32 protein-coding genes are annotated in these 25,361 nt (G+C 46.8%); 27 read left to right on the plus strand and 5 right to left on the minus strand.

Annotated elements, in window-relative coordinates:
• The first annotated feature begins 65 nt into the window (after positions 1–65).
• From uxaC to NSQ37_RS12065, 5 genes are all read left to right on the plus strand, one after another.
• Complete coding sequence (gene uxaC, locus NSQ37_RS12045) at positions 66–1,463, plus strand: glucuronate isomerase (RefSeq protein ID WP_015239666.1); 1,398 nt, start codon at positions 66–68, stop codon at positions 1,461–1,463.
• A gap of 24 nt (positions 1,464–1,487) precedes the next feature.
• Positions 1,488–2,873: an MFS transporter gene (locus NSQ37_RS12050; protein ID WP_032871247.1), complete on the plus strand. Its 1,386-nt coding sequence runs from the start codon at positions 1,488–1,490 to the stop codon at positions 2,871–2,873.
• Positions 2,874–2,949: 76 nt separating this feature from the next.
• Positions 2,950–3,948: a LacI family DNA-binding transcriptional regulator gene (locus NSQ37_RS12055; RefSeq protein ID WP_043021273.1), complete on the plus strand. Its 999-nt coding sequence runs from the start codon at positions 2,950–2,952 to the stop codon at positions 3,946–3,948.
• Between the two features lie 75 nt (positions 3,949–4,023).
• Positions 4,024–5,469, plus strand: a complete 1,446-nt coding sequence (locus tag NSQ37_RS12060; RefSeq protein WP_253613064.1) for a tagaturonate reductase — start codon at positions 4,024–4,026, stop codon at positions 5,467–5,469.
• Positions 5,466–6,959 (plus strand): UxaA family hydrolase, encoded by a 1,494-nt coding sequence (locus NSQ37_RS12065; RefSeq protein ID WP_253613063.1) that lies wholly within the window; start codon positions 5,466–5,468, stop codon positions 6,957–6,959. The genes NSQ37_RS12060 and NSQ37_RS12065 overlap by 4 nt, the downstream gene beginning before the upstream one ends.
• A 33-nt stretch (positions 6,960–6,992) precedes the next feature.
• Here the strand turns inward: NSQ37_RS12065 and NSQ37_RS12070 are convergent, their stop codons facing one another.
• Both NSQ37_RS12070 and NSQ37_RS12075 read right to left on the minus strand, forming a co-directional pair.
• Positions 6,993–7,757, minus strand: coding sequence for a sulfite exporter TauE/SafE family protein (locus tag NSQ37_RS12070; protein WP_020955677.1), 765 nt, complete (start codon positions 7,755–7,757; stop codon positions 6,993–6,995).
• A 144-nt stretch (positions 7,758–7,901) separates the two neighbouring features.
• The gene (locus tag NSQ37_RS12075) at positions 7,902–8,369 is read right to left on the minus strand and encodes a DinB family protein (RefSeq protein WP_025284602.1); all 468 of its coding nucleotides are present in this window, start codon (positions 8,367–8,369) and stop codon (positions 7,902–7,904) included.
• Positions 8,370–8,574: 205 nt separating this feature from the next.
• Between NSQ37_RS12075 and NSQ37_RS12080 the strand changes: the two genes are divergently transcribed.
• The 3 genes from NSQ37_RS12080 (at position 8,575) to NSQ37_RS12090 (ending at position 10,931) form a co-directional block, all read left to right on the plus strand.
• Positions 8,575–9,711 (plus strand): Rap family tetratricopeptide repeat protein, encoded by a 1,137-nt coding sequence (locus NSQ37_RS12080; RefSeq protein WP_087920760.1) that lies wholly within the window; start codon positions 8,575–8,577, stop codon positions 9,709–9,711.
• Positions 9,701–9,835 carry a PhrA family phosphatase inhibitor gene (locus tag NSQ37_RS12085; RefSeq protein ID WP_003154881.1) on the plus strand — a complete coding sequence of 45 codons (135 nt, stop codon included), beginning with the start codon at positions 9,701–9,703 and terminating at the stop codon, positions 9,833–9,835. The genes NSQ37_RS12080 and NSQ37_RS12085 overlap by 11 nt, the downstream gene beginning before the upstream one ends.
• Positions 9,836–9,977: 142 nt before the next feature.
• Positions 9,978–10,931, plus strand: coding sequence for an N-acetylmuramoyl-L-alanine amidase (locus NSQ37_RS12090; RefSeq protein WP_015417280.1), 954 nt, complete (start codon positions 9,978–9,980; stop codon positions 10,929–10,931).
• A 37-nt stretch (positions 10,932–10,968) separates the two neighbouring features.
• Here NSQ37_RS12090 and NSQ37_RS12095 read toward each other — a convergent pair whose 3' ends face one another.
• Positions 10,969–11,346, minus strand: coding sequence for a PH domain-containing protein (locus tag NSQ37_RS12095; RefSeq protein ID WP_007610770.1), 378 nt, complete (start codon positions 11,344–11,346; stop codon positions 10,969–10,971).
• Between the two features lie 109 nt (positions 11,347–11,455).
• On the opposite strand from NSQ37_RS12095, the gene NSQ37_RS12100 reads away from it, so the two are divergent.
• The gene (locus NSQ37_RS12100; protein WP_015239671.1) at positions 11,456–12,061 is read left to right on the plus strand and encodes a poly-gamma-glutamate hydrolase family protein; all 606 of its coding nucleotides are present in this window, start codon (positions 11,456–11,458) and stop codon (positions 12,059–12,061) included.
• A 138-nt stretch (positions 12,062–12,199) separates the two neighbouring features.
• Here the strand turns inward: NSQ37_RS12100 and NSQ37_RS12105 are convergent, their stop codons facing one another.
• Positions 12,200–12,790, minus strand: a complete 591-nt coding sequence (locus NSQ37_RS12105) for an ImmA/IrrE family metallo-endopeptidase (protein ID WP_007610775.1) — start codon at positions 12,788–12,790, stop codon at positions 12,200–12,202.
• A 148-nt stretch (positions 12,791–12,938) separates the two neighbouring features.
• Complete coding sequence (gene xre / locus NSQ37_RS12110) at positions 12,939–13,277, minus strand: HTH-type transcriptional regulator Xre (RefSeq protein WP_015239672.1); 339 nt, start codon at positions 13,275–13,277, stop codon at positions 12,939–12,941.
• A 190-nt stretch (positions 13,278–13,467) separates the two neighbouring features.
• On the opposite strand from xre, the gene NSQ37_RS12115 reads away from it, so the two are divergent.
• The 18 genes from NSQ37_RS12115 to NSQ37_RS12200 all read left to right on the plus strand — a co-directional run bounded on the left by NSQ37_RS12115 (position 13,468) and on the right by NSQ37_RS12200 (position 25,360).
• Entirely contained in the window at positions 13,468–13,647 is a 180-nt protein-coding gene (locus NSQ37_RS12115) for a hypothetical protein (RefSeq protein ID WP_032866121.1), read from the plus strand.
• The gene (locus tag NSQ37_RS12120) at positions 13,637–14,464 is read left to right on the plus strand and encodes a hypothetical protein (RefSeq protein WP_020955681.1); all 828 of its coding nucleotides are present in this window, start codon (positions 13,637–13,639) and stop codon (positions 14,462–14,464) included. Before NSQ37_RS12115 ends, NSQ37_RS12120 begins: the two co-directional genes overlap by 11 nt.
• Positions 14,364–15,164 carry an ATP-binding protein gene (locus NSQ37_RS12125; RefSeq protein WP_031378815.1) on the plus strand — a complete coding sequence of 267 codons (801 nt, stop codon included), beginning with the start codon at positions 14,364–14,366 and terminating at the stop codon, positions 15,162–15,164. The genes NSQ37_RS12120 and NSQ37_RS12125 overlap by 101 nt, the downstream gene beginning before the upstream one ends.
• The gene (locus NSQ37_RS12130) at positions 15,164–15,331 is read left to right on the plus strand and encodes a hypothetical protein (RefSeq protein ID WP_003154863.1); all 168 of its coding nucleotides are present in this window, start codon (positions 15,164–15,166) and stop codon (positions 15,329–15,331) included. The genes NSQ37_RS12125 and NSQ37_RS12130 overlap by 1 nt, the downstream gene beginning before the upstream one ends.
• A 97-nt stretch (positions 15,332–15,428) precedes the next feature.
• A complete protein-coding gene (locus NSQ37_RS12135; RefSeq protein ID WP_043021268.1) occupies positions 15,429–15,770 on the plus strand; it encodes a hypothetical protein in 342 nt (113 codons plus the stop codon).
• Complete coding sequence (locus NSQ37_RS12140; RefSeq protein WP_032871270.1) at positions 15,760–15,963, plus strand: XtrA/YqaO family protein; 204 nt, start codon at positions 15,760–15,762, stop codon at positions 15,961–15,963. The genes NSQ37_RS12135 and NSQ37_RS12140 overlap by 11 nt, the downstream gene beginning before the upstream one ends.
• Before the next feature lie 113 nt (positions 15,964–16,076).
• Entirely contained in the window at positions 16,077–16,589 is a 513-nt protein-coding gene (locus tag NSQ37_RS12145) for a sigma-70 family RNA polymerase sigma factor (protein WP_007407279.1), read from the plus strand.
• 112 nt (positions 16,590–16,701) lie between these two features.
• Positions 16,702–17,499 carry a terminase small subunit gene (locus NSQ37_RS12150; protein WP_007407278.1) on the plus strand — a complete coding sequence of 266 codons (798 nt, stop codon included), beginning with the start codon at positions 16,702–16,704 and terminating at the stop codon, positions 17,497–17,499.
• Positions 17,496–18,794 carry a PBSX family phage terminase large subunit gene (locus NSQ37_RS12155; RefSeq protein WP_167340615.1) on the plus strand — a complete coding sequence of 433 codons (1,299 nt, stop codon included), beginning with the start codon at positions 17,496–17,498 and terminating at the stop codon, positions 18,792–18,794. Before NSQ37_RS12150 ends, NSQ37_RS12155 begins: the two co-directional genes overlap by 4 nt.
• A 48-nt stretch (positions 18,795–18,842) precedes the next feature.
• Positions 18,843–20,234, plus strand: a complete 1,392-nt coding sequence (locus NSQ37_RS12160; protein ID WP_094031916.1) for a phage portal protein — start codon at positions 18,843–18,845, stop codon at positions 20,232–20,234.
• Between the two features lie 19 nt (positions 20,235–20,253).
• Entirely contained in the window at positions 20,254–21,099 is an 846-nt protein-coding gene (locus NSQ37_RS12165) for an XkdF-like putative serine protease domain-containing protein (RefSeq protein ID WP_015239679.1), read from the plus strand.
• A 26-nt stretch (positions 21,100–21,125) separates the two neighbouring features.
• Entirely contained in the window at positions 21,126–22,061 is a 936-nt protein-coding gene (locus NSQ37_RS12170; protein WP_007407274.1) for a phage major capsid protein, read from the plus strand.
• A gap of 16 nt (positions 22,062–22,077) precedes the next feature.
• On the plus strand, positions 22,078–22,461 hold the full coding sequence (gene yqbG, locus NSQ37_RS12175) for a protein YqbG (RefSeq protein ID WP_015239680.1): 384 nt from the start codon (positions 22,078–22,080) through the stop codon (positions 22,459–22,461).
• Positions 22,458–22,814: a DUF3599 family protein gene (locus NSQ37_RS12180; protein WP_007407272.1), complete on the plus strand. Its 357-nt coding sequence runs from the start codon at positions 22,458–22,460 to the stop codon at positions 22,812–22,814. Before yqbG ends, NSQ37_RS12180 begins: the two co-directional genes overlap by 4 nt.
• Entirely contained in the window at positions 22,811–23,314 is a 504-nt protein-coding gene (locus tag NSQ37_RS12185; RefSeq protein ID WP_015239681.1) for an HK97 gp10 family phage protein, read from the plus strand. Before NSQ37_RS12180 ends, NSQ37_RS12185 begins: the two co-directional genes overlap by 4 nt.
• Positions 23,311–23,757, plus strand: a complete 447-nt coding sequence (locus NSQ37_RS12190) for a hypothetical protein (protein ID WP_015239682.1) — start codon at positions 23,311–23,313, stop codon at positions 23,755–23,757. Before NSQ37_RS12185 ends, NSQ37_RS12190 begins: the two co-directional genes overlap by 4 nt.
• On the plus strand, positions 23,754–23,963 hold the full coding sequence (locus tag NSQ37_RS12195; RefSeq protein WP_007610809.1) for a hypothetical protein: 210 nt from the start codon (positions 23,754–23,756) through the stop codon (positions 23,961–23,963). The genes NSQ37_RS12190 and NSQ37_RS12195 overlap by 4 nt, the downstream gene beginning before the upstream one ends.
• Complete coding sequence (locus tag NSQ37_RS12200; protein ID WP_007610810.1) at positions 23,963–25,360, plus strand: phage tail sheath family protein; 1,398 nt, start codon at positions 23,963–23,965, stop codon at positions 25,358–25,360. Before NSQ37_RS12195 ends, NSQ37_RS12200 begins: the two co-directional genes overlap by 1 nt.
• Position 25,361: the final 1 nt, after the last annotated feature.

Raw genomic sequence — 25,361 nt, forward strand, 5'->3', positions numbered from 1 at the left:
GGAAGCTAAAATAAAAAAGAACCATTTTGTTAACGTTAACATTTTTTAAGAGGGAGGATGAAAATGTGAAAGCTTTTATGGGTGATGATTTTTTACTGGATAGTAAAACGGCCGTAAAGCTGTACAGGGAATACGCCGAAAACATGCCGATCATTGATTATCACTGTCACTTAAGCCCAAAGGAAATCTATGAAAATAAAACCTTCGCAACGATTACGGAGGCATGGCTTTACGGTGACCACTACAAGTGGCGGATCATGAGGGCCAACGGCATTGAAGAGCGCTGCATTACCGGAAACGCTTCAGATGAAGAGAAGTTTTTCGCCTGGGCAAAAACGGTGCCGATGGCGATAGGCAATCCGCTGTACAGCTGGACGCATTTAGAGCTGCAGCGCTGGTTCGGCATTTATGACGTATTGAATGAAAAAACGGCCGCGGCAATTTGGAAAAAAACGAATGAGCTCCTGCAGGGAGACGGGTTTGGCGCAAGGGATCTCATTCTGAAATCAAATGTCAAAGTCATTTGCACAACCGACGATCCTGCCGATGCGCTGACATACCACGAACTGTTGAAAGAAAGTGATTTTCCGGTTCAAGTGCTGCCCGGATTTCGGCCTGACAAAGGACTGGACATCAGCAGCCCGGGTTTTGCCGATTGGGTCCGTTCGCTGGAGAGCGCTTCCGGAATGGCTGTCACCACCTACCAATCGTATTTAGATGCGTTAGAATCCCGCGTCCGCTTTTTTCACAATGCCGGGGGAAGAGTGTCGGATCATGCGTTAGATCAAATGGTTTATGCCGAGACGACCGAAGAGGAAGCGGCCCGGATTTTTGCAGCCGGATTAAGCGGAGAGCATGTGTCTTTTGAAGATGAAAAGAAATTCAGAACACGGACACTGCAATATCTTTGCGGTCTTTACGCCGAACTGGACTGGGCGATGCAGTTCCATATTAACGCGTTAAGAAATACCAATACAAATAAGTTCAGCAGCCTCGGTCCTGATACGGGATATGACTCAATTAATGATGAACGTATCGCAAAACCGCTTGCCCGGCTGTTAGATTCCGCCGAAAAAAAGCGGCAATTGCCTAAAACGATTTTGTATTCTTTGAATCCGAATGACAACTATATTATCGCCAGCATGATCAACAGCTTTCAGGATGGGAAAACACCGGGGAAAATTCAATTCGGCACAGCCTGGTGGTTCAATGACACGAAAGATGGAATGCTCCAGCAAATGAAAGCGTTATCAAACACAGGCCTGTTCAGCCGTTTTATCGGGATGCTGACGGATTCAAGAAGTTTCCTGTCCTATCCCCGCCATGAATACTTCAGGCGGCTTGTCTGCACGCTGATCGGCGGCTGGGCGGAACAAGGCGAAGCGCCTTACGATATGGAGCTTTTAGGAAAGATTGTCGAGGGGATTTGTTACCGGAATGCTGAGGAATATTTCCGCTTTTAAAAAATGGAATGAAAGAGGTGGCCTATGAGTAATGTGCCTGTCGTGACAGCACCTGCCGCAAAAGTGAAGGAGCATAAGCTGAGTCTGAAAGAAAAAGTATCCTATGGTTTTGGAGATTTTGGTAACGGATTTATGTTTGATCTCGGGCAGATCTATTTGCTGAAGTTTTTCACAGATGTCGCAGGCATTCCGGCAGCGTTCGCCGGCAGTATTTTTTTGGTCAGCAAGCTGTTTGCGGCTGTGACTGATCCGATTGTCGGCTCGGCCATTGACTACAGAAAAAAGATCGGACCTCGGGGGAAATTCAGGCCGTACTTATTATTCGGAAGTATTATTCTTGCGGTCATGACCGTATTGATTTTTGTGTCACCGGACGTGAGCGTCACCTGGAAGCTTGTGTACGCCTATGCTTCTTACATGTTGTGGGGGGTCGCTTATTCTTTCGTCAATATTCCGTACGGCTCCCTCGGCGCGGCCATTACACAGGATGCGGAGGACAGAACGGCGCTTTCCGCATTCCGCCAGATAGGCTCCCTCGGCGCGCTGCTCATTACAAGTGTCATCGTCATCCCGATTCTTGTTCATTTTGATAACGTTCACATCGGCTACCCGGCAGTCATGGGAATGATGGCCGTAATCGGAATCGCGGGATTTATGATCTGCTACCGAAACTGCAAAGAAAGAATTATCGTCCGTGAAGCGCCGAAAGAAAAGCTGTCCGTCATGTCGGTTTTCAAATGCTTTATCGGCAACAAACCGCTTCTGACCGTCGTTTTCATGACGATTTTCTCAATATCGGCATACAACATTAAATCCGCTATGCTTGTTTACTTCGCCCAGTACAATCTCAACAATGCGGAGCTGATGTCCTACATGAGTTTTATCATCATCGGTTCTTCATTTTTAGGTGTTTTGTTTATGCCGAAACTCGTCAAACGTTTCGGAAAAAAGCAAACGGTGATGATCGGTTTTGCCGTCAGCGCCGCGGCTGATGCGCTGAATTTCTGTCTCCCGTCAAACGTATTTATCTTTACGGCGTTAGCGAGCATTGCTTTTATCGGGATCAGCATACCAAACGGCATTACGTGGGCGCTTGTGTCGGACATTATTGATTACGGAGAATGGAAGACGGGTGAACGGAAGGAGGCGACGACATATTCGCTTTTCAACTTCTCCAGAAAACTCGCCCAATCTTTATCAGGTTTTCTTTCAGGCATCGGGCTGAGCGTTATTGGCTATATCCCGAATGCATCTCAGACAAAAGGCACGCTGATCGGGATTAAAGGGCTTCTGCTGCTGTACCCGGCTTTCGCTTTAGCGTGCGCCATGCTGATTATCGGTTTAATGTATAAACTGACGGACCGGCAGCATGCCGAGCTCGTTCAGGACTTACATCATGCAAAACCTTAACTTTAGTGATTTTATGGACTGGCCGTTAATGGTACAATAGAAATAAATGCCAGCATACAGAAAGAAAGGAAAAACGATGGTAACCATAAAAGATATCGCAAAACTCGCCAACGTATCCCACACAACCGTATCCCGGGCACTTAACGGCAGCCCCTACATTAAAGAGCATACAAAACAGAAAATATTAGAGCTCGCTTCACAGCTGAATTACACACCGAATGTAAATGCAAAAAGCCTTGCCATGCAAAAGTCCCATACGATCGGACTGTTTTTTACAAGCATCACAAACGGAACCTCACACAGCTTTTTTTCCGATACCATCAAAGGTGTAAACCGCACAATCAGTGAGGAATACAATTTGTTCGTCCGCGCGATTGACGACCTGAAAAGCTTTGAAACCATTACGCCCATGAGATATGACGGAATCATTTTAATGAGCCAAAGCGACAGTGATAATTCATTTATTTATCATATCCGCGAGAAAAACATCCCGCTTGTCGTGCTGAACCGGGACATTGATGACCGGAGCATCACGAATATCCTGTCAAACGATAAAGAGGGCTCCAGACAGGCGGTCGACTGCCTGATCGCAAACGGACACAGAGATATCGCGATCATTGAGGGAAAGGAAGGATTCAGGTCAACTTCTCAGCGGAAAGAAGGCTATTTGACATCTTTAATTGATCATTCTATCCCGATTAAGCATGAATACAGTGTAAAAGGCCGCTATGATATGGAAAGCGGCAGTCAGGCGATGGAAAAACTCTTGGCGCTTCAATCACCGCCTACGGCTGTTTTTTGTTCAAACGATGATATGGCGATCGGGGCAATGAATGCCATTTTCGCCAAAGGCCTGAACGTTCCGGAAGATATATCCGTTATCGGGTTTGATGACATCGGCATTTCCCAATACATGACGCCGAGGCTTTCGACAGTAAAACGCCCGGTTGAAAACATCAGCATTCTCGGCGCAGAGAAGATTTTGGCGCTAATCGCCGACCCGGATACGGCGGCGGAAAAAATATACGAAAACACCGAGGTGATGATAAGAGATTCAATTAAAAACCTCACATAACGGCCCGTCTGATTATCCGGGTTTTCACGCGGAGAAATGTTAACGTGTGCATAAATACAGAAGGAGGCGGACAGCTTGCAGCAGCTGAATAAAAAGATGTGCGGCGAATACATTCAATATCCTGAAAAAGTCCTTCAGTTCGGTGAAGGCAACTTTTTGCGGGCTTTCGCTGACTGGCAGATCGATCAATTGAATCAATTGACGGATTTTAACGGAAGCGTTGTCGCCGTACAGCCGAGAGGCTCTGAGAAAATCAAACGTTTAAACGAGCAGGACGGTTTATTTACGCTTTTTTTGCAGGGGATAAAGGACGGAAAACCGGCTGAAGAACACATGATCGTCAAATCCATCAGCCGCGGCATTGATCTTTTTTCTGACTATGATTCCTTTAAACGGCTGGCAGCACAAGAGGAGCTTCGTTTTATCATTTCCAATACGACAGAAGCGGGAATTACGTTTGAGAAAGGCGACCGGCTTGAGGATAGACCTCAAAAAACATTCCCCGGGAAATTAGCGGCGTTTCTTTATTTCCGCTATAAGGCATTTGCGGGTGACGCCGAGAAAGGGTGCATTGTGCTTCCATGTGAACTGGTCGAAGAAAACGGACGGAAACTGAAGGCGGCCGTGCTTCAATATGCCGGGCTGTGGGAGCTGGAACCTGATTTTACTCAATGGATTCATGACGCGAACATCTTCTGCAATACCCTCGTGGATCGGATTGTTCCCGGATTTCCTGTTGATACCGCGGAAGAACTTACCGATTTTCTCGGATACGAAGACCGTCTGCTTGTGGTTGGTGAGCATTATTATTTGTGGGTGATAGAAGGGCCGGAACAGCTTCAGAATGAGCTTCCTTTTGCTGAGGCCGGGCTGAACGCACTGATCACATCTGACCTTACGCCTTACAGGACAAAAAAGGTGAGAATCTTAAACGGCGCTCACACGGCATTGGCGCCAGTGGCTTTACTATACGGACTGCAAACCGTCCGGGAAGCGGCTGAGCACGAGGTGACGGGCAGATTCATCGAAGAGCTGATCAATGAAGAAATCCTCCCTGTGCTGCAAATGGAGGGTGTCACCCAATACGCGGCAGATGTGTTACAGCGGTTTAAAAACCCTTATATCCACCATTATCTGCAAAGCATTACCCTTAACGCCGCCGCGAAATTCAAAACAAGAAACCTGCCGACGCTGAAGGCTTATATCGAACAGGAGGGCCGCCTACCTGAGAAGCTGGTATTTTCGTTCAGCGCCATGATCTATTCATACTGGAACGGACCGAACAAACCGGCTGACGGCGAGGGGGTTCTTAACCGTTTTCAAATGGCGCGGTCCCGTTGCAAAGATGATATGTTTCAAGCGGCATCTGCCATATTAGGAGAAGAGCGATTGTGGGGGAAGAATCTGAATCATCTTCCGGAGCTGACTGAACGAACGGCTTTTTTTCTGTCTGTCATTCATAAGCGGGGTATGAAGCATGCGTTACATGAATGCTGCGGAAAAAAGGGGGAAGTGAAATGAAAGAGGTCATAAAAATCCATAAAAACGATAACGTGCTTCTCGCCATGCGCCATTTTAACAAAGGGGAGCGGCTGCATACAGACGGACTGACGATTGAAGTGAAGGACCCTGTAAAGCGGGGGCATAAAATCGCGCTGCAAACCATTGAAGAAAACGGCAGCATCATTAAATACGGTTTTTCAATCGGGCGTGCGACAAGGCGGATTTCGGCCGGCGAGCATATTCATACCCATAATCTGCAAACGAATTTATCCGATGTGCAAGAATACACGTATTCACCGCGCTTCGAGGACAATTCTTTTACAAATGAGAACCGGACATTTAAAGGCTACAGAAGAGAAAACGGTACATCCGGCGTTCGGAATGAACTGTGGATCGTGCCTACAGTCGGCTGCGTAAACGGCGTCGCTGAGAAAATCCTGCAGCGTTTCGTAAAAGAGGCGAAAGACATTGCGCCCTTTGACAATGTGCTGGTTTTAAAGCACCAATACGGCTGCTCCCAGCTTGGCGATGATCATGAAAATACGAAACAAATGCTGATGAACGCCATCCGTCATCCAAATGCGGGCGGTGTGCTGGTTTTAGGGCTCGGCTGTGAAAATAATGAGCTGGCGGCGATTAAGGAAACGCTTTCTGAAGTGAACGGAGATCGGGTGAAATTTCTCGAATCACAAGCTGTCACAGATGAAATTGAAGCGGGTACTGCGCTTCTTAAAGAGATACACCTTGCGGCAAAGGGAGATAAACGTGAGGAGATTCCGCTGTCAGAATTGAGCATCGGATTGAAATGCGGCGGGTCGGACGGTTTTTCCGGCATCACCGCAAACCCTTTATTAGGGAGATTTTCAGATTACTTGATTGCACAGGGAGGGAGCACGGTCTTAACGGAGGTGCCTGAGATGTTCGGCGCTGAGACGATTCTCATGCAGCGTGCGGCGAGTGAAGAAGTGTTTCATAAAACAGTCCGATTGATCAATGATTTCAAGCAATATTTTATGAAGCACGAGCAGCCGATTTATGAAAACCCGTCACCAGGGAATAAGGAAGGCGGCATTTCAACGCTCGAAGACAAGTCGCTCGGCTGCACCCAAAAAGCCGGTCTTGCACCGGTTTCTGATGTGCTGACATACGGTGAAACACTGAAAACAAAGGGATTGACACTGCTCAGTGCGCCCGGCAATGATTTAATCGCTTCTTCAGCGCTCGCCGCGGCGGGCTGTCACATCGTTTTGTTTACAACCGGAAGAGGCACGCCGTTCGGCACATTTGTCCCGACTGTGAAAGTATCAACAAATACCGATTTATTTCAATCAAAGCCTCATTGGATTGATTACAACGCGGGCAGATTGGCGGAAGACCAAACAACAGAAGATCACATTGTGAGAGATTTTATTCAATACATTATTAAAGTTGCAAGCGGAGAATTTGTCAATAACGAAAAAAACGATTTTCGGGAGCTTGCAATCTTCAAGTCCGGTGTGACGTTATAAGGGAAAAGGCGATCTGACAACAGACCGCCTTTTTTATATTAATTTTATTCCGCTGATTAAAATAATCGCCGCCATCACAAACTGCAGGGGGCGCGGTGAGAATTTCGGCGAAAAGAAGCTGCCGAGAAGCACACCCGGCACAGAGCCGATCAACAGATTCAATACAAGCAGGTAATCGACGCTTCCAAAGCTTGCGTTTAACAAACCGGCAGCAGTTACGAGCAGAAAGGCATGTGCGATATCCGTTCCCACCACTTCTGCCGTTTTCATTCTGAACAGGTATAACATGGCGATCGCAAATAATGAGCCGGATCCAATAGATGTCAGGCCGACGATGAAACCGAAAATGACGCCGATCAGTATCATGAGTGTCCGCTTTTCTTCAAGCGTTTTTTGCTGCCAGCGGTTCGGCCGCAGTCTTTTATCGAAAAAAAGGCGGGCGATAATGGAAATGGCGACAAGGGTCAGTACGTAGCCGAGCGCCTGTTTGATAATCTGCTCCTGATGCTGGTGAAAAGCGGGAAACAAGTGAAGAACACCGATGGCGGCTGTTGCGCTGGGAATGCTTCCGAGCGCCAAGTAACCGACAAGTTTAAATTGAACGGTGCGCTGCTTCCAATGAGAAACGACACCGAACAGTTTGGTGATGGAGTTATATAAAAGGTCAGTGCCGACGGCGATTGAGGGGTTGATCCCCAAAACGATCAGTAAAGGAGTCAAAAGCGCTGCTCCTCCCACACCCGTCAATCCGACAAGCGTTCCGACAAAGAAACCCATAAACACAATGCTTACTGTCATCTGTGTGCCTCCTGAATAATCCTACTATTTTTATCAGATTATATATGATTAAGAGGCGGTAATCAATTAAATTTTCGGAAAATTTTATACAGAACAAAAAATCCGCCAGCCTGCTGTTATGTCGCAGACCGGCGGATGGCCGGATTATGATTTTTGCTGATAAAACGGAAGTTCCGTGTGGCCCATTTCTCTGACATACACGAAAAGATTGCCTTTATGATGAATTTCATGCTCCATCGCAAGCTGAAGGAGAGCCGCGCCGGTCACTTTTCTGCCGAAAGAGGCGGTCAGGTCAATTTCGCGGTTCAGCTGCTCTTCTGTCAGCTGTGACAGGATGTCTGTCGTTTTTTCAGTACACGTTTCAGCCAGTTTGACGAGGTCTGTTTCTGCTTCTTCTTTCGGTTTGTTCTGGATGGCTGATGCGTTTCCGTCGTTAATGACGTTTGCAAACATAAGAAAAGAATAAACCATGTGTTTTACAAGTTCCTGAGCGGACATTGATGTCTCTGCCGGCTTATAATCGTAATGTTCGCGGCTGATTTTTTCCGCCAGCTCAATCGTCACGTTTCGATGTGACAGAAAGTGGCTGACCAATTGATTTTGTGCTGTCATGTGAAAACCCCCATTTAATACAGAATAAAAAGCTGCAAGGATATGCTATATCAACGGCACGGAAGAAACAAGCAATAAGCTTGTGACGGAGATAAATCGTTGCGGATATCCGAAATTCGACAATTGCGGTCTTTTTGCGTTCTTCTTTTTCTAGCAAATATGATAAAATATGACATATCTCGGTCATTCCAAAAGGGGGGATTTATTGAGGATGAAGCAGACTATTCCGTCCTCTTTTGTCGGGCTCAAAATTAATGAATGGTATACCCATATCCGGCAGTTTCACGTCCTTGAGGCGGAGCGCGTCAAACGTGAAGTAGAGAGAGAGATCGAGGATATGGAAGAAGATCAGGATCTGCTGCTGTATTATTCATTAATGGAATTCAGACACCGTGTCATGCTGGATTACATCAAGCCCTTAAAAGAGGACCCTTCTCAGCCTGAGTTTTCAGAATTATTGGAAGACATTGAAGGCAACCAGTATAAACTGACAGGACTGCTTGATTACTACTTTAATTTTTTTCGAGGAATGTACGAATTTAAACAGAAAATGTTCCTAAACGCCATGATGTATTACAAACGGGCTGAAAAAAACCTTGCACTCGTTTCTGATGACATCGAGAAAGCTGAGTTTGCTTTTAAAATGGCCGAGATATTTTACAACCTGAAACAAACCTACGTCTCCATGAGTTATGCCGTTCAAGCCCTTGAAACGTACCAATCGTATGAGACGTACAACGTCCGCAGAATCCAATGTGAATTCGTTATTGCAGGGAATTATGATGACATGCAGTATCCAGAAAGAGCATTGCCCCACTTAGAACTTGCTTTAGATCTTGCAAAACAAGAAGGCAATCCCCGTCTTATCAGTTCAGCCTTATATAATCTCGGAAACTGTTACGAAAAAATGGGAGACCTCTCTAAAGCAGCCGAATATTTTGAGACATCCGTTTCCATTTGCAGGTCAGAAAAGTTCGATAATCTTCCGCATTCTATTTACTCATTAACACAGGTTCTTTATAAACAGAACACTACAGCCGAAGCAGAGAAGCAATACCGCCTCGGGCTCAGTATCGCCCGCGAATACAATGATGAATTGTTTGTGAATCTGTTCCAATTTTTACATGCGTTATACGGCAAGGAAATGGATAACGCATCCGTCAGGCACACGTTTGATTTTCTGGAAGAACACATGCTGTATCCGTATGTGGAAGAATTGGCGCATGATGCTGCCAAATTTTACATGAAACACGGACAGCCTGAAAAAGCGCTCACGTTTTATGAAAAAATGGTGCACGCCCAAAAACAAATCCAGAGAGGAGATTGTCTATATGAAATCTAAACTGTTGTCAGGATTGCTGCTTGTTGCTGTCGGGTTCAGCTTTACACAGGTGATCGGCCATGAAAGCCATTTGGAAAACCAAGCGGACGGCACATTCCATATTGCCGCGCGCAACCAAACATAACATAAAGACCCTTCTGTGGAAGGGTCTTATTTTTTGCGTGCGTATCCATTCCATTTTTATCCGAATGCAGGGTCTATATGCTCAAGTTATCTGTCCTACGAATGCCACCTATTGATGAAAAAGGCATAAGGAGAGATGAAGAGTGGGGATTGAAGTGAAAAAACGGCTCGTATCGGCTGATAAATATGCGTTAAAATGTCCGAATCCGATGACGCCGGAGTATATTACCATTCATAACACGGCAAACGACGCATCCGCCGCTAATGAAATCAGCTATATGACGGGAAACAGCGAATCAACGAGCTATCATTTTGCGGTTGATGACAAAGAAGTGATCCAGGGAATTCCGTTGGACCGGAATGCCTGGCATTCGGGAGACGGCACGAACGGTACCGGAAACCGAAAGTCGATTGCTATAGAAATCTGTTACAGCAAGTCAGGCGGCGAACGGTACAGAGCCGCAGAAGAACTGGCGATTGCGTTCGCGGCGCAGCTTTTGAAAGAACGGGGCTGGGGGATTGACAGAATCAGAAAGCATCAGGACTGGAACGGAAAGTACTGCCCGCACCGCATTTTGTCTGAAGGCCGCTGGGATGAAGTGAAGGCGAAGATTGAAAAAAAATTAAGCGGGAGTATGCCGGCGAAAAAAGCCTCTATTGCTTCTTCCGCGTCTGAATACCATGTGAAAAAAGGCGACACCTTATCGGAAATCGCCGCATCGCACGGTGTCAGCGTAAAATCGCTGCAAAGCATCAACCATATCACCGATCCGAATCACATTACAGTCGGACAAGTGATCAAGCTCGCTCAGACGGGTTCTTCTTCAAAAAGTCAGGCTGTGTCTTCCTATCCGCTTCCATCCGGTGTGATCAAAGTGACGAAACCGCTGACGAAAGGGACAAACGTAAAACAAGTGCAAAACGCTTTATCCGCTCTTTATTTTTATCCCGATAAAGGAGCAAAAAATCATGGGGCGGACGGCGTTTACGGTCCGAAAACGGCAAATGCCGTAAAACGTTTTCAATCCGTCAGCGGATTAACGGCAGACGGAATTTACGGCCCGAAAACGAAGGCGAAAATTGAAGAAAAACTGTAATCAATAAAACGGAAGCCCCCCGGGCTTCCGTTTCTTCTTACATACAAACTGCTGCAAGGGCCTTTTGAATATCATAAATGCTTTCATCTTTTTTAAACTGCTTTGAGACAGCGGGAAGCTCCGCGCCTGAAATCCAAATTTTCAGCTCTGAATCAAGGTCAAAGCGGCCGGCAGTTTCTACGCTGAATCTGGAAATGCTCTTGTACGGAATGGATTGAATCTCCGTTTTCTTCCCTGTGAGTCCCTGTTTATCAACAAGAATAAGACGCTTATCCGTAAAGACAATGATATCTCGGACAAGCTTAAATGCGGCGTTGACATTCTCACCTTCCAGCAGAATACGAGCCAGTTCTGCTTTTGCTTCAGCCGTCGATATTGTCGACGCATTGCCCAGCAATCCATTGATGAACCCCATGATATATCCCCCCTGATACGTATTCTATCAAATCATACTATAAAAAGGTTTCCATTCCCAGGTGAGTAGAGTAAACTGGTGCTGACTGGAAAAGGAGAGCATGTTACACATGAAAGATAGATATGATAATTTCGCAGCCCTATCTGCTGCTGAATCGGAATACAGAATTATTTATGAAGAAAAAGAGGGAAGTAAATGTATCGTCCTCGCTCCCCACGGCGGCAGGATTGAGCCGGGTGTCAGTGAGCTGGTGCGGGCATTTTCTGACCAAAGCTCAATTTATTTATTTGAAGGAACGAAGCGGTGCGATAACCGTTCTCTCCATTTGACAAGCACACGTTTTGACGAACCCCTGGCTTTAGAAAAAGTGACCGCCCATCATTACGGATTGGCTTTTCATGGGTATCATGATCTGAAAAAGGCAAATACACTCGTCGGGGGCGCGGATCTGGAAAAAGCAAGACTGATTTGTGATCTGCTGCGTGAAGCGGGGTTTGATGCCGAGCTGACAGAGAAGAATGATCGGCTGGCAGGTGTAAATCCCGGCAACATTGTCAATCGGACAAAAAGGAAAATGGGGCTGCAATTGGAAGTGAGCACGGCGCAGAGACACGCGCTGTTCAGTAATTTTGGCTGCCGGGGAGAAAAATATACGCCAACCGATCTGTTTTTTCGGTATGTAGAAGCCGTGAAGGCCGGTTTTTATGATAAATGAACAGGGGGCCCGTTCTTATATTTACTGGAGCTATACGGTGCAAGAAGTGCTTGGCGGGCAGCACGGTGAGAACAGCGTCATGATGCAAAAAACCTTTCCTGCGATTTAAAATGCCGACACTCTGGCGGCAGAGTATCGCTAATTTTCAATAAAATACGGCGTTTTTTCTTCAGCGGCATGCAAGTGTGTCTGTCCGCTTTCATAATACACATTCGGCCGCTTGTCGGATAACAGACAAGCGAGCCGCTTCTGAAATTGAATACCTGCTTTACGCCGTTCAAACAGCTCCAGCCTTTTTTCCGCAAATGATGCCGTCACCCGGAAAGCGGCTGCGATTAAAATAACGGCATGGCTCCTTCGCTGGGGAAGCTCCATGTTTAACAGCATAAAGGTCGGCACACAGAAGTGGTACATAAAATGGTTGGCCTGAAATTCCTGCAGTTCCCTGAACAGCTTGTTCATATGAAAATGGTTGCCGGTATGTTTCAGCACATGGCACAGTTCGTGCGCAAAATCCTGCCATTGCTCTTCGGGTGACTTTTTTTGATTCAGGACGATGCTGTACATGCCGTCCCGCTTCAGCATCATACTGTGCGTATCTTCAAAATGAATCCAAATGTCAAGCTCCTTGGCAATCATCTGCATATCAATATGGAGAGGGGCGGTCATTCCCATGCGGCAATATAAGTTTTTGACGTATTCCTCAAGATGTGTTAAAAAATCGCCCAATTGAATACACCCTTTCGAACATATGTTCTTTTTTAAGCGAGAAAGAAAAGCCCTGATCGGACTTTGAATCAATTCCCTTTTCTTTTAAAAATAAACATTCAGCTTTTATATCGGCTGAACGTTAAGCAGTTTAAAGGAAAAGAGCGGATTATTTATGTTTCGGCCTGCGGTTTTTTTCTTTTTCTTTTAAATAATTAATGAATTCAATTGCCTGCTGCTTGCTTTCCGGAGAAAAGTCCTGCATGTCCCGATATGCGATCTGCAGGTCGGGATCGGCAAACATGTCTTCATCTGAAGGTTCTTTTCCGGTTAACAAATAATCAGTCGACACTTTGAAATAATCCGCAAGCTTTTGCAGCGTGTCGTAATCGGGTTCAGATCGGCCGTTTTCATAATGAGAATATCTGGCGCGCGAGACACCGATATGATTTGCGACTTCTTCCTGTGTTTTCTTTCCTCTGAGATTCTTTAATCTTCCGCCTATCATCCGAATGACCTCTCTTTTTTCAACACCCTAAGTTACTTATGATTATAGATACAAAATGTATCAAAATAAAGAGATGATAAAAAAAGTATCAAAAAGATCTTGATGATACGAAAGGTATCGTATATAATCAACATCATAGGGATACGAAATGTATCAAAATACGATAAGAAATTGATCAGGAGGGTGAGAGATGAAGCCGATAATCATCCGTTTCAGCAGCAATCCGGCTGACCAGAGATGTTTAGGAAAAGCAGGCGGTTCGATATCTTTTACCGCTTGCGGACTACCGGTATTCCGATTTGATAACCGATTGCAGTATGAACGCTATATAGGTCTGAAGACAAACGGAGACGTTCCTTATGAGTCGTAAAAGCTACCCGTTTTTCATCTATTCCGGATTATTGAATTCAGAACATTATGACAAAATAGGGTCCGCCATTTGGCTGTTTTTATGGTTCATCAGCTCAACGACAAAGGAACACGTAAAAGACGGTGTAAAGTGGGGGATCGTCCTTGGTCATAAGCCCGTAAAAGCAAGAGAGATGGCCGATGTATTTGCCGTCAGCGAAAAAACCGTCAGACGGTGGCTTGAGGTTTTGGAACAGCATGAATATATCAAAACCGTCCGCGCCCCTTACGGACTCATCGTCTCCGTAAAGCACTCGAAAAGATTCACGCCGAAAAAGACATTGACCCGCCCGGAAGCAACTGACCGGACAATATCGGCGGATCACCGGGACAAAAATGTCCGGAGAGAAATAGATATAACAAAAAATCATACTGCTGAAGAAGCGATTAACGACATTGCCGCCCATTTTATCAGATTAAGGTCTGCACAGGAGGGGCGGAGCGTATACCCGTCGCCCCGGGATTATCAGGCCATCGCCCGTATTGTTTCCCTCGGTGCGTCAGCACAAGAAGCAATCAAATGGCTCGGCGAATGCTTTACCGCTTTTGAACAGCGGCGCACATCTTCAGCTGAAACGATCAAGGCTTTCAGCTATTGCGCCAAGTATATGGAAGACCGCTTGAATGCACGAATTGCGGGGAGGACAATCACAACAAAAAAAGAGAGGAATACGATACATGACAAAACGAACGATCGAGCAGATACTGGCCGACCTGAAAAACGGAAAACGTCCATTACTGGCGGACAGACCGGAAGAATCAGACGAAAGCCGCTTTGACTGTCCGCTCTGTAAAGATCAGGGCGGTTATCTCAAAAACCAGCTGGGAATGGATGTGTGGGTTAAGTGCCGCTGCGCCGCCGAACGAAAAGCAGAGCGCATCCTCAGCGCAAGTGAGATTACAGGCGCCTTTCGGAAGCTGGATTTCAAAGGATTTATCACGCGGGGCAAGCCTCAGGCAGTCGTCGACGCATATGAGTGCGCCCTTGAATATGTTGAAAACTTCGACAAGATTAAAAACTGCCGGAAAAACAGCATTGCCCTTTTAGGGCGTCCGGGGTCGGGAAAAACCCATCTTTTGACCGCTCTCAGCAATTATGTCATGAGACAGATGCAGACACCCGTGCTGTATTTTCCTTTTGTGGAGGGCTTTACGGATTTAAAAAATGATTTTGATCTGCTTGATGCAAAGCTTGGCCGTATGAAACAGGCGGATGTGCTTTTTATTGACGATCTGTTCAAACCGCTGAACGGAAAACCCCGGGCGACCGATTGGCAGATTGAACAAATGTACGCCGTCGTGAATTACCGCTATTTAAATCATAAGCCGGTTCTTATCTCGAGCGAGCTGGCCTGTGACGGACTGGTGCAGGTTGATGAAGCCTTGGGCACAAGAATTTATGAGATGTGCAGCGATTATTTAGTCATCATTAATGGCAATTCATTTGACGTAAACCACAGATTAGAGGGGGCGAGATAATGTGTAAGCTGTGCGGGCCGAAGAAGGTCATTGTGACGGAAACGGGTTTCGGCGCTGTCTTTCACCCTTGCCCGAACTGCAAAACAGGCACTGATTTAACGCCGGTCATTAAACGTCTTGAGCGAATGGTTCAAGACGCAAAAGCGAGGCTTGATGCACGTGTATAAATATATTAAATGGCTTTTTTGCCTGCTGTTCAGGGCGAAACGGATAGAAAAGCAAATTGAAGCATGGCATGAGGCTGATGGAAAGTGAGGATAACCATTGCAAGAAAAACACAGCCCCGCTCCATGGCGGGCCGTACACAGCGGAGAAGAAAAAACCATTTACATTTATTCCGCTTACAGCGAAGCGGATAAAGAGAAGTTCCCTTATTCAAACGGAAGGCTCATCGCGGCCGTTTTCAACTTAAGTTCATACTCTCAGCAGATCAACGCGGCATTGATGGCAAAAGCCCCGGAACTTTTTGAGGCGGCCGAAACGGCTCTCCGCCTGCTCCGGGGAGAAAGTTCTGAAGAAAAAGAAGCGTTCATAAATGAGCTCGGAAGCCTCATACATGAAGTAAACATCCTGAAAAAAACGGAGGACGTAAAACATGAATCCTAAAAAACTGACTGACATTGAACATACAACATTACAAAGCCAGCTGGAAGAAGGCAAGGTTCGGGTGATTATTATAGACGGACTGAAGAAGGAAGCATGGCTCGCCGAAGCGCCGGAGCACGGCAAAACGCTTGTCGAAACGCGAAAAGGGGATCTGGCCCGGGTCGAATATGAAATCGGCTTTAAATTGAATTAATCGAAAAAAACAGAATACGTCCAAGACGGAAAGCCTGCGGACACTGATCAATCGCGTACATGCTGCGCATTGGTTGGTGTCCTTTTTTTGTTCCGAAGAAGAGGAGGATCTGCATGGAAGACTTACTATTTGAATATAAACGCACGCTGAAAGAGACGAAAAAGTGGTACAAGCAGCTGGAGGAAGCCGATGAAACGGTGCTTACTTCAGAAGAACTGAAAGATAAAAAAATCATCAGAACGATCATTACAGATGTGGAATATGTCATCGAATGGCTTGAAAAAGGCCGGCAGCCCGGCATAAGAAGAGCGATAGACCGCAGAGACGCTTATCAGAGAATGCTGATTAAAGATCCGAGAATCATAGAAACCTATTCGCAGGCGCTGATGTTTGAACCTTCCGGGAATGTGACTGAAGAAGACAGAATCAGACTGCGGGACGCATTAGCCGTTTTAACGGATAGAGAAAAAGAAATGCTGCTGCTCCACAAAGCGGAATGCTTTTCATATGAACGGATCGCCGCCTTGCTGAATGTAAAGAAATCAACCGTACAGACGACGGTCAAACGGGCGCTTCTAAAAATACAAAAACAGCAGGAACAAAGAAATCAATCGCCTGCTTCATAAGTTGTCATACGTTTGCCACCTAGAAGTGAACAGACGATCACAAAAAGCGGCCCGATTAGAAGCCGCTTTTTATTATAGACAATCATGTCGGAGGTGGCGGTGATGCCGTAGCATGAAAAACGCAAAAAGAAAACAGGCATTTACAATCTATCAGTCTCATAAAGGCCGCATCACAAATCGCGCCCTTGCCGGCAAATCAGGCGTATCCGCAAGAACGATCGGCAGATGGAAAAAAGAAGGGCGCTGGGACGAGGCGCTTCATAAGAACGCGGAAAGCGGCGGAAAAAATAACCCGGGCGAAGGTGATGAGTTAAACGAACGCCAGCGGCTGTTTTGTCTTTATTATGTGAAAAGCTTTAACGCCACCCAATCTGCGATAAAAGCCGGGTATTCACCGGAAAGCGCGCATGTGACGGGAAGCAGGCTGTTAAAAAACGAAAAAGTCGCCAAAGAAATCAGCCGCATGAAAAAGGAAATGGTCAATAAAGTGTTTGTCGAAGCGATGGACGTTCTTCAAGTCTATGTGAAAATCGCTTTCGCCGACATTACCGATTATGTAACCTTCGGAAAAAAAGAGGTTCAGGCCTTCGGAAAATCAGGGCCGCTCTTTGACGAAAATGATAAGCCGATTATGCAGGAAATCAGCTACGTTGACGTTAAAGATTCGCACCTTCTGGACGGAACCATCGTCACAGAAGCAAAACTCGGAAAAGAGGGCATTGCAATAAAGCTTGCCGACAAGATGAAGGCTCTTGAAAAGCTGTCCTTGTACTTTGACCTTTTCCCTGATCAATTTAAACAAAAAATCGAAAATGAAAAATTAAAGCTGGCACAGCAGAAGATGGAAAAAACAGAAGACAGCCAAAAGCCGATTGACATTGTCATTACGCGGAAAGAGGAACGGTCATGATTGAAAAAGCGGTCAACCCGCGCTTTGAAGATTATTTGTTCAATTGGAATGAAACGTACCAATTTCTCGTCGGAGGCTACGGCTCGTCAAAAAGCTATCATACCGCGCTGAAAATCATCCTGAAGCTGCTTCGTGAAAAGCGGACGGCGCTTGTCGTGCGGGAAGTTTTCGATACGCACAGAGATTCTACGTTTGCCTTGTTTGAAGATATTATCGGGGAGCTTGAGCTGGGACATGCTGTAAAAGCCGTGTCTTCACCGATGAAGCTGAGATTTTCAAACGGAAGCCGGATTATGTTTAAAGGGATGGACAACCCGGCCAAATTGAAATCCATTCATCATATTTCACTGATTTGGATTGAAGAATGCTCTGAAGTGAAGTATGAAGGCTTTAAGGAGCTGATCGGGCGTCTGCGCCATCCCGAGCTTTCGCTTCATATGATATGCACCACAAATCCCGTCGGCACCTCCAATTGGACGTACCGGCATTTTTTTCGTGATGAGCAAAAAAAACGCTTCGTATTGGATGATCAGACGCTGTATGAAAAAGGCACCGTCGTTAAGGGGGATACGTATTACCACCACTCCACAGCGTGCGATAATCTGTTTTTGCCGAAAAGCTATATTAAGCAGCTGGACAGTTTACGGCATTACGATCCCGATTTATACCGGATCGCCCGCAAAGGACAGTTCGGCGTCAACGGCATCCGCGTGTTTCCGCAGTTTCAGGTCATGGAGCACAACGAAGTAACGGAGCGGATTGCTTCCATCAGGCGCCCCCTGTTTCGGACCGGCATGGATTTCGGTTTTGAAGAGTCATACAATGCGGTCATCCGGCTTGCCGTCGATCCGTATCAAAAAGAGCTTTATATTTTCTGGGAGTATTACAAAAACAAAATGACCGATGATCAGACAGCTGAGGAGCTTCAGGAATTGGCGGATCAAAAAGAGCTGATCAAAGCGGATTCGGCTGAGCCGAAAAGCATCCAATATTTTCGCAGGCAGGGCTTTTGCATGGTTGCGGCCAAAAAGTTTCCGGGCTCAAGACTTCAGTATACAAAAAAACTGAAACGGTTCAAACACATCTATTGCTCAGACAGCTGTCAACATACGATCCGCGAATTGCAGAACTTAACGTACGCAAAAAACAAAAACGGCGCTCTGTCGGAAGATGAGTTTTCAATTGATCCCCACACACTTTCAGCCATTTGGTATGCGCTGGATGACTATGACGCGGCGGATCTGAAAGATGCATCACAAAAACGGAGACGTCCGAATCGGGAAAGGAGGAGGTAGGCGTTGCCGAACTATCAAAACGTTAGAGCCACCGTCTTTAAATCAAAAATGGCCGCGCCGCAGGCAAGGCAGATGAACGAAGATCAATTTGCCGATCTGTACGGCGAAGACATCATTTCACCGCCCTATAATCTCATTGAACTGAAAACAATCGCCGAATACTCGACGATTCTTCAGCAGTGCATTGACGCGTATCGGGTCAATATTACGGGTTTTGGGTTTGATGTGGAATACACCTTTGATGTAAATAGCCCAGATTGCTCCCCGTCAAAAAAGGCCCGGGCCGAAAAAAACTGGATGAAGCTGGAGAGCTTTTACAAATGTCTTCATTTTGATGAATCGGCCGAGACGATCCTCGGATATGCGATAGAAGACCGTGAAAAAACGGGCAACGGTTTTCTCGAAGTGCTTCGGGACGGGGCGGGAAAACCAGCGGGGATTGAATATCTGGATGTGAAACATATGCGCGTCTGCGGTGTGACTGATCCCGTTGAAGTTACATTTTCTTATGAAGAAAATGGCGCATCCAAAACGATTAAAAGGCAAAAACGGTTCCGTAAATATGTTCAGATGCTGAACGGTCGGAAAGTGTTTTTTAAGGAATACGGCGATCCCCGCATGATGGACATGAGAACCGGCGAATACGTAAAGACCCTGTCTGAAGAATACCGGGCAAATGAAGCCATTCACTTAAAAATCGGCAGCGGCACTTACGGAATTCCGCGCTGGGTCGGCAATATCGTCAATCTATACGGCGCCCGGAAAGCGGAAGAACTGAATTTTATGTATTTCAAGCAGGGCCGTCACGTGCCGGCCGCCATTACGGTTGAAAACGGCATGCTGTCAGAAGCATCGTACAAAGAACTCCAGGATTATATGAATGACCTGGAAGGGGTGGAAAATGCCCACAAATTTCTGCTGATTGAGGCGGAAGGCATTGCGAAGGAAAAAGACCTTCACGGAGGCGAAGACATTACGCCCGTGTCTGTGGAAATTAAATCACTTGCGGAAATTCTGCAGGATGATGCGCTGTTTCTTGAATATGACGACAAAAGCAGAAATAAACTCCGCTCCGCTTTCCGTCTCCCGCCGCTTTATACGGGCGAGGCGCAGGAATACAACAAAGCCACCGCCGATACGGCACGGAAAATAACGGAGGAGCAGGTGTTTCAGCCGGAGCGGAAAACGCTGATTAATAAGCTCAACACGTTATTTTTGCCTGAACTGGGTCTCCACGATGTACAGCTTACATTAAAAGGGCCTGATTTTCGCGATCCGCTTGAAATTGCGAAGGTGCTTACACCATTTATTTCCGCCGGCGCGGTCTCTCCTAATGACCTCCGTGATCTGGCCGGAAGAGTGCTCGGCAAGACGCTTGAGGAGTGGCCTGAAGAGTACTACAGCCGGCCGGTGCTGAAAGGGAAAAAGGAGCAATCCTGAAAGGGGGTGAAAACATCTCGTGCCGAGAGAATTGAGAAATGCCGTCATCAGTTTTGTGAGCTATGTCGATAAGGCGGCGAACCAAACGGAATTCTTTTTTACAAAATCAGCCGGAGGCCTTCCGTCATTTGAAAAAAAGGTGCAGGTGTTTACAAAAAGCGAATCGGATGAGCAGAAGCTTGTTTACGGCATCGTTTACGAGCCGGATGTCCCGGATGCCCATGGCGATTATATGACGGCTGAAGAGATTGAAAAGGCCGCTCACGGTTTTTTGGCGGACGCCCGCAACATCGATACAAATCATAATTTTGAAGGCGGGACCGGCGAGGTGGTGGAGTCGTACGTCGCCCCGGATGACTTTGAAATCGGGAATGCTGTGATCCGGAAAGGATCTTGGGTGCTTGTCACCAAAGCTTCCGATGAAGTATGGGATCAGATTAAAGCCGGTATCATTACGGGCTACAGCATGGCGGGAACCGCTGACGTTTACGAAAAGCCGGCAGAAAAGCAAGCCGGCTTATTCGGCGCGGTCAAGCAATTTCTCGACCGTGACCGCAAATCAAGAAACCGCAAAGGAGAGGACTTGAACAAGATGAGAAAAGAAGACGTTAGAGAATCGATTGAGCACGCGCTGCACCCGCTTTTAAAGCGGCTTGACAGCTTGGACCAAAACACGGAAGACAAAGACGGGGCGGCTGCGCCGTCTGATGAAGAAAAGCTGAAAACGCTTGTTGAGGACATGCTCGCGCCGATTATTAAACGCATTGAAGCGCTTGAAAAAGTAAGAGGCGCATCAAAGCAGCCGGAAGAAGAGACGGGCGGCCAAGAGCCTGTTAAAAAATCCATTTGGAGCGGACTGCTTTAAGCCCAGTCAGAAGGAGGAACTGTAGAGTGAGAAATCAAGATATCATCAGAAAGGCGGAAATGTCACTTTCCGCTTTAAAAAGCGGCGGTTTAATGAACCCCGCACAAGCTTCAGCATTTATCCGCATGGTGCAGAACACGCCGACCATTTTCAGCGAATCGCGTGTGATTCAAATGGAAAATGACTCGCAGAAATTTGAAAAAATCGGTTTCGGACAGCGTATTCTGCGTGCCGCTGAGGAAGGAAAAGCCTTAACTGACGATCAGCTGACCGTCCCGGCAACAAGTACGGTGCAGCTGAATACGAAAGAAGTCATTGCGGAAATTAATATCACCTATGACACGCTTGAAAATAATATTGAAAAAGACGGCCTGCAGCAGACGATCATGCAGATTTTGGCGGAGCGGGCGGCAGTCGATATTGAGGAGCTTGTCGTAAACGGCGATACATCTTCTTCTGATCCGTACTTGGCACAGCTTGACGGAATCCGTAAGCAGACTGTATCTCACGTCATTGACGGAAACGGGGAAGAGCTGTCCAGAGCCACATTTAAAAAAGGCTTAAAAGCCATTCCGGCTAAATATTTGCGCTTGCCTCAGGAATTCAGATTTTACACATCTCAAGGCATGGAGATTGAATGGAAAGACCGTGTGGCTGACCGTCAGACCAATCTGGGGGATCTTGCGGTGCAGGGCGGTTTGTCTTCAGCATTCGGCGTTCCGGTCAAAGGAGTGTCCAATCTGCAGCCGTACTCGGTCGGAGAAGGTGACTCCCAATACGATGCGTCTGACATCATTTTGACTCACCCAAAAAATATCATTCTCGGTTTTTCACGGAATATCCGAATCGAAGTAGATAAAGATATTCGCAGCCGCAAATTTATTATCGTACTGACGGCTAAACTTGACAGCAAATTTGAAGAAGAAGATGCAAGCGCCAAAATCGTAAACGTTAAAGAATAAGACGGGGGTGGCAGTTATGTTAATTCAGCCGTCTGACGTTGTTTCATATTCAGTTTATGATCAAGTCAAAAACAGGCCGGAGCCGCTTCTAATACAGGACATTCTGGAGGCGGAGGCGGAAGCGGCCAGAATGGCGGGGCATTCGTTCACTGACCCTATTTACTCACCGCTTCCCGAAAAGATTAAGCTTGCGTTATTAAAGCTTTCTCAATATTTTGCGCTGATCAACCAGAATGAAGCAGCCGCTTCCGCCTATCAATCTGAAAAGATAGGCGACTACTCGTATACGGTGGCAGGTGAAGGCGGAATCAGAAAACCGGCGGTGCACCATCTGCTCTGTGAATATATCACGCCGGGTTATTCCCCGGTTTCTGCAATCGCAAAGGTGAGACCTTTATGAGCTACGAACGGCTGCTCACTGACAGATGCGATATTTATCATGAGACGGTGTCAGTTCCGAAGGCCGGACGCTTCGGGATTCCCGCCGAAAAGCTCCAGCCTGTCTTTTCTTATCCGGAAGTGCCCGACGCTGAAGACGTGCCGTGTCTGTTTGTTGAAAAACAGCAGCAGCTTATTCAGCTTGCGCCTGATCATAAGGTATATCAGCGGTTTCTCGTTCATTTTCCGAAAGAGGCCGCTGTGCGTGTCAATGACAAAATCATTTGGGAAGGACAGGCGTATATTCTGGAAATGCCGAAGAAAGCAAGACAGCACCATTGGGAGGTTATCGCTGTGAGAGATGACAGGCTATGAGCATAAAAAACCTTGAACAATGGAATCGGTCGCTGCAAAAGGCATCATCCGGAGAATTTGCCCGTCAGGCAGGCGAATGGCTGGAACAGTCAGGAGAGGATTTTCTCGACTTGGTACGGGAGGAGCTTATTCATTCGGGAGGGATTGATACAGAAAACCTGCTGTCTTCTTTCCGAAAAGGAGCGCAGGATCATGTATGGATCATTGAAAACGGGGGACTGACCCTTGAAATCGGCACCAATGTAGAGTATGCCTCATTCATAAATGACGGACATTGGACCGTCTCAGATGAAAATGTCAGATGGGTGCCCGGGTATTTTCAAGGCTCCCGGTTCATCTATGATCCGTCAGCTTCAACGGGAATGGCGCTCAAAAAACAGTGGATCAGCGGGAATGGGTTTTGGGACAAAGCCCTTCTTTTGTATGAAACACTCTTCGCCGAATCGCTGGACAAGCGTTTCAATCAGTGGCTTAACACGTTGGGGGGAGATATCGGATGAATCGCGAAACCGGTTCAATCGCCGCTTTTTTGTATCAGCAGTGCGGCGTGCCCGTATATGAAAATGAACTGCCTGAACAATTTCAGGTGCCGTCACTATACATTCCGCCCCCATTTGTTTTTGACGAAAATGATACAGTCTCCACTTATAAGAAAACGTACAGTCTGAATGTGAAGCTGTTCCATGCCGACTCGGTGCAGGTGCTCTATACAGCCGACCGGATCGCTGATGCGGTGAGAGAATCAAGACAGCTGATTCCGCTGCTTACGGAATCAGGGGAGGATACCGGTGATTTCGTCCGCATCAGCCGTATCGAAACAAGAGTCGGAGACAAAGGCGAGGCAGTGATCACAATCCGCTGGACGAGCCGCTACTACTATCAGAAACAAACATCTCCCGCACTGCGGGATGTGGACATTAACAGCGGGGTGAAAGAAAAGTGAAACAACATAAAAAGAAAAATGCCGCAGCGGCGGAACGAGCGGTTCTTTATGACACGGCGGATTTAACAAAGCACGCGAAGGAGCTTTTCGGCGTAAAACCTGAGATTCTCCAGGGGGCTTTATTCGGCGTGAAGCAAAAACAAATGACAAAAGCGCAAGCCAAGTCTTACATTGAAGCATTTTTAACCAAGGAGGTCATGCAATAATGAACGGCGGAACATTTACGCAAGGAAAAGAAAAAGAACGTGCCGGGATCTATTTTAACTTTAAAACAACCGCCCAGGAGCGGGTATCGATCGGTGAACGCGGGATTGTCGCCCTTCCCGTCGCATCCGGCTGGGGGGAAGCGAAAACATTCGTTTCCATTTCAAGTATTGAAGATTTGAATAAAAAAGTGGGGCTCAGTATTGAAGATCCGTCACTGATTCTGCTTCGTGAGGCGAAAAAGAAAGCAAAAACCGTTTTGATGTACCGTCTGACAGAGGGAATCAGAGCGAGCGCCGATCTTTCGCAAGGTGTTAAGGCAACCGCTTTGTACGGCGGTTCAAAAGGAAATGACATCATCATCCGCATCAGTGAAAACGTCCTTGATCAGACCGCTTTCGATGTGACCACTTACATGGATGAAGCGGAAGTTGACAAACAAACGGTGAAAAAAGCCGAAGAATTAAAAGCAAACGGCTATGTCACATTCACGGGAACGGGCGAACTGTCGGCTTCCATCCCGCTGACAGGCACTGAGGAAGAATCCGGGGAAACGTTAAACCCGCAGGCAGGCATCCGTCTTGCGGGCGGAACTGATAAAGCACCGGTCAACTCAGACTATACGGATTTTTTAGCTGCTGCTGAAACGGAGAATTTCGATGTCATCGCTCTTCCTGTCGCGGAAAACGATCAGCTGAAAGCGACATTTGCCGCATTCATTAAACGCCTTCGCGATGCGCAGGGACAGAAAGTGCAAGGGGTGACCGCCCATTACAGCGGGGATTATGAAGGCATTATCAATGTGACTGAAGGTGTCCTGCTGGAAGACGGAACCGAGATTAAAGCTGAAGATGCGACCGCCTGGGTGGCAGGCGCAAGTGCCAGCGCCGCATTTAATCAATCCTTAACATTCGTTGAATACGAAGGCGCCGTCGATGTGCTGCACCGCCTGACTCATGATGAAGTGATCGAACGTCTTTCCAAAGGTGAATTCCTTTTCTCTTATGATGCCCGTGATAAGTCAGTCAGCGTTGAAAAAGATATCAACTCATTGGTGACATTTACGGCAGAGAAAAACAAAAAGTTCGCGAAAAACAAAATCGTCCGTGTGCTTGATGCGGTGAATAACGATTTGACACGTGAACTGAAAGCCTTAATTAAATCGAAAAAAGGCACGGGCAGCGATCTTCCTGCGACAAATGACGGCCTTCAATTCGTCAAAACGATGATCATTCAATATTTGACTACGCTTCAGGATGCGGGCGGCATCGCCAACTTTGATTCAGACAAAGACATTACAATCGGGCTGAATGAAGACCGCGACGGCTTTTTAATCGATCTCGCCGTACAGCCTGTGGATGCGGCAGAAAAATTCTACTTTAACGTGGAGGTAAACTAAG

This window comes from Bacillus sp. FSL P4-0334, from assembly GCF_038004825.1.
In the GTDB taxonomy this organism is placed as follows: Bacteria; Bacillota; Bacilli; order Bacillales; family Bacillaceae; genus Bacillus; species Bacillus velezensis.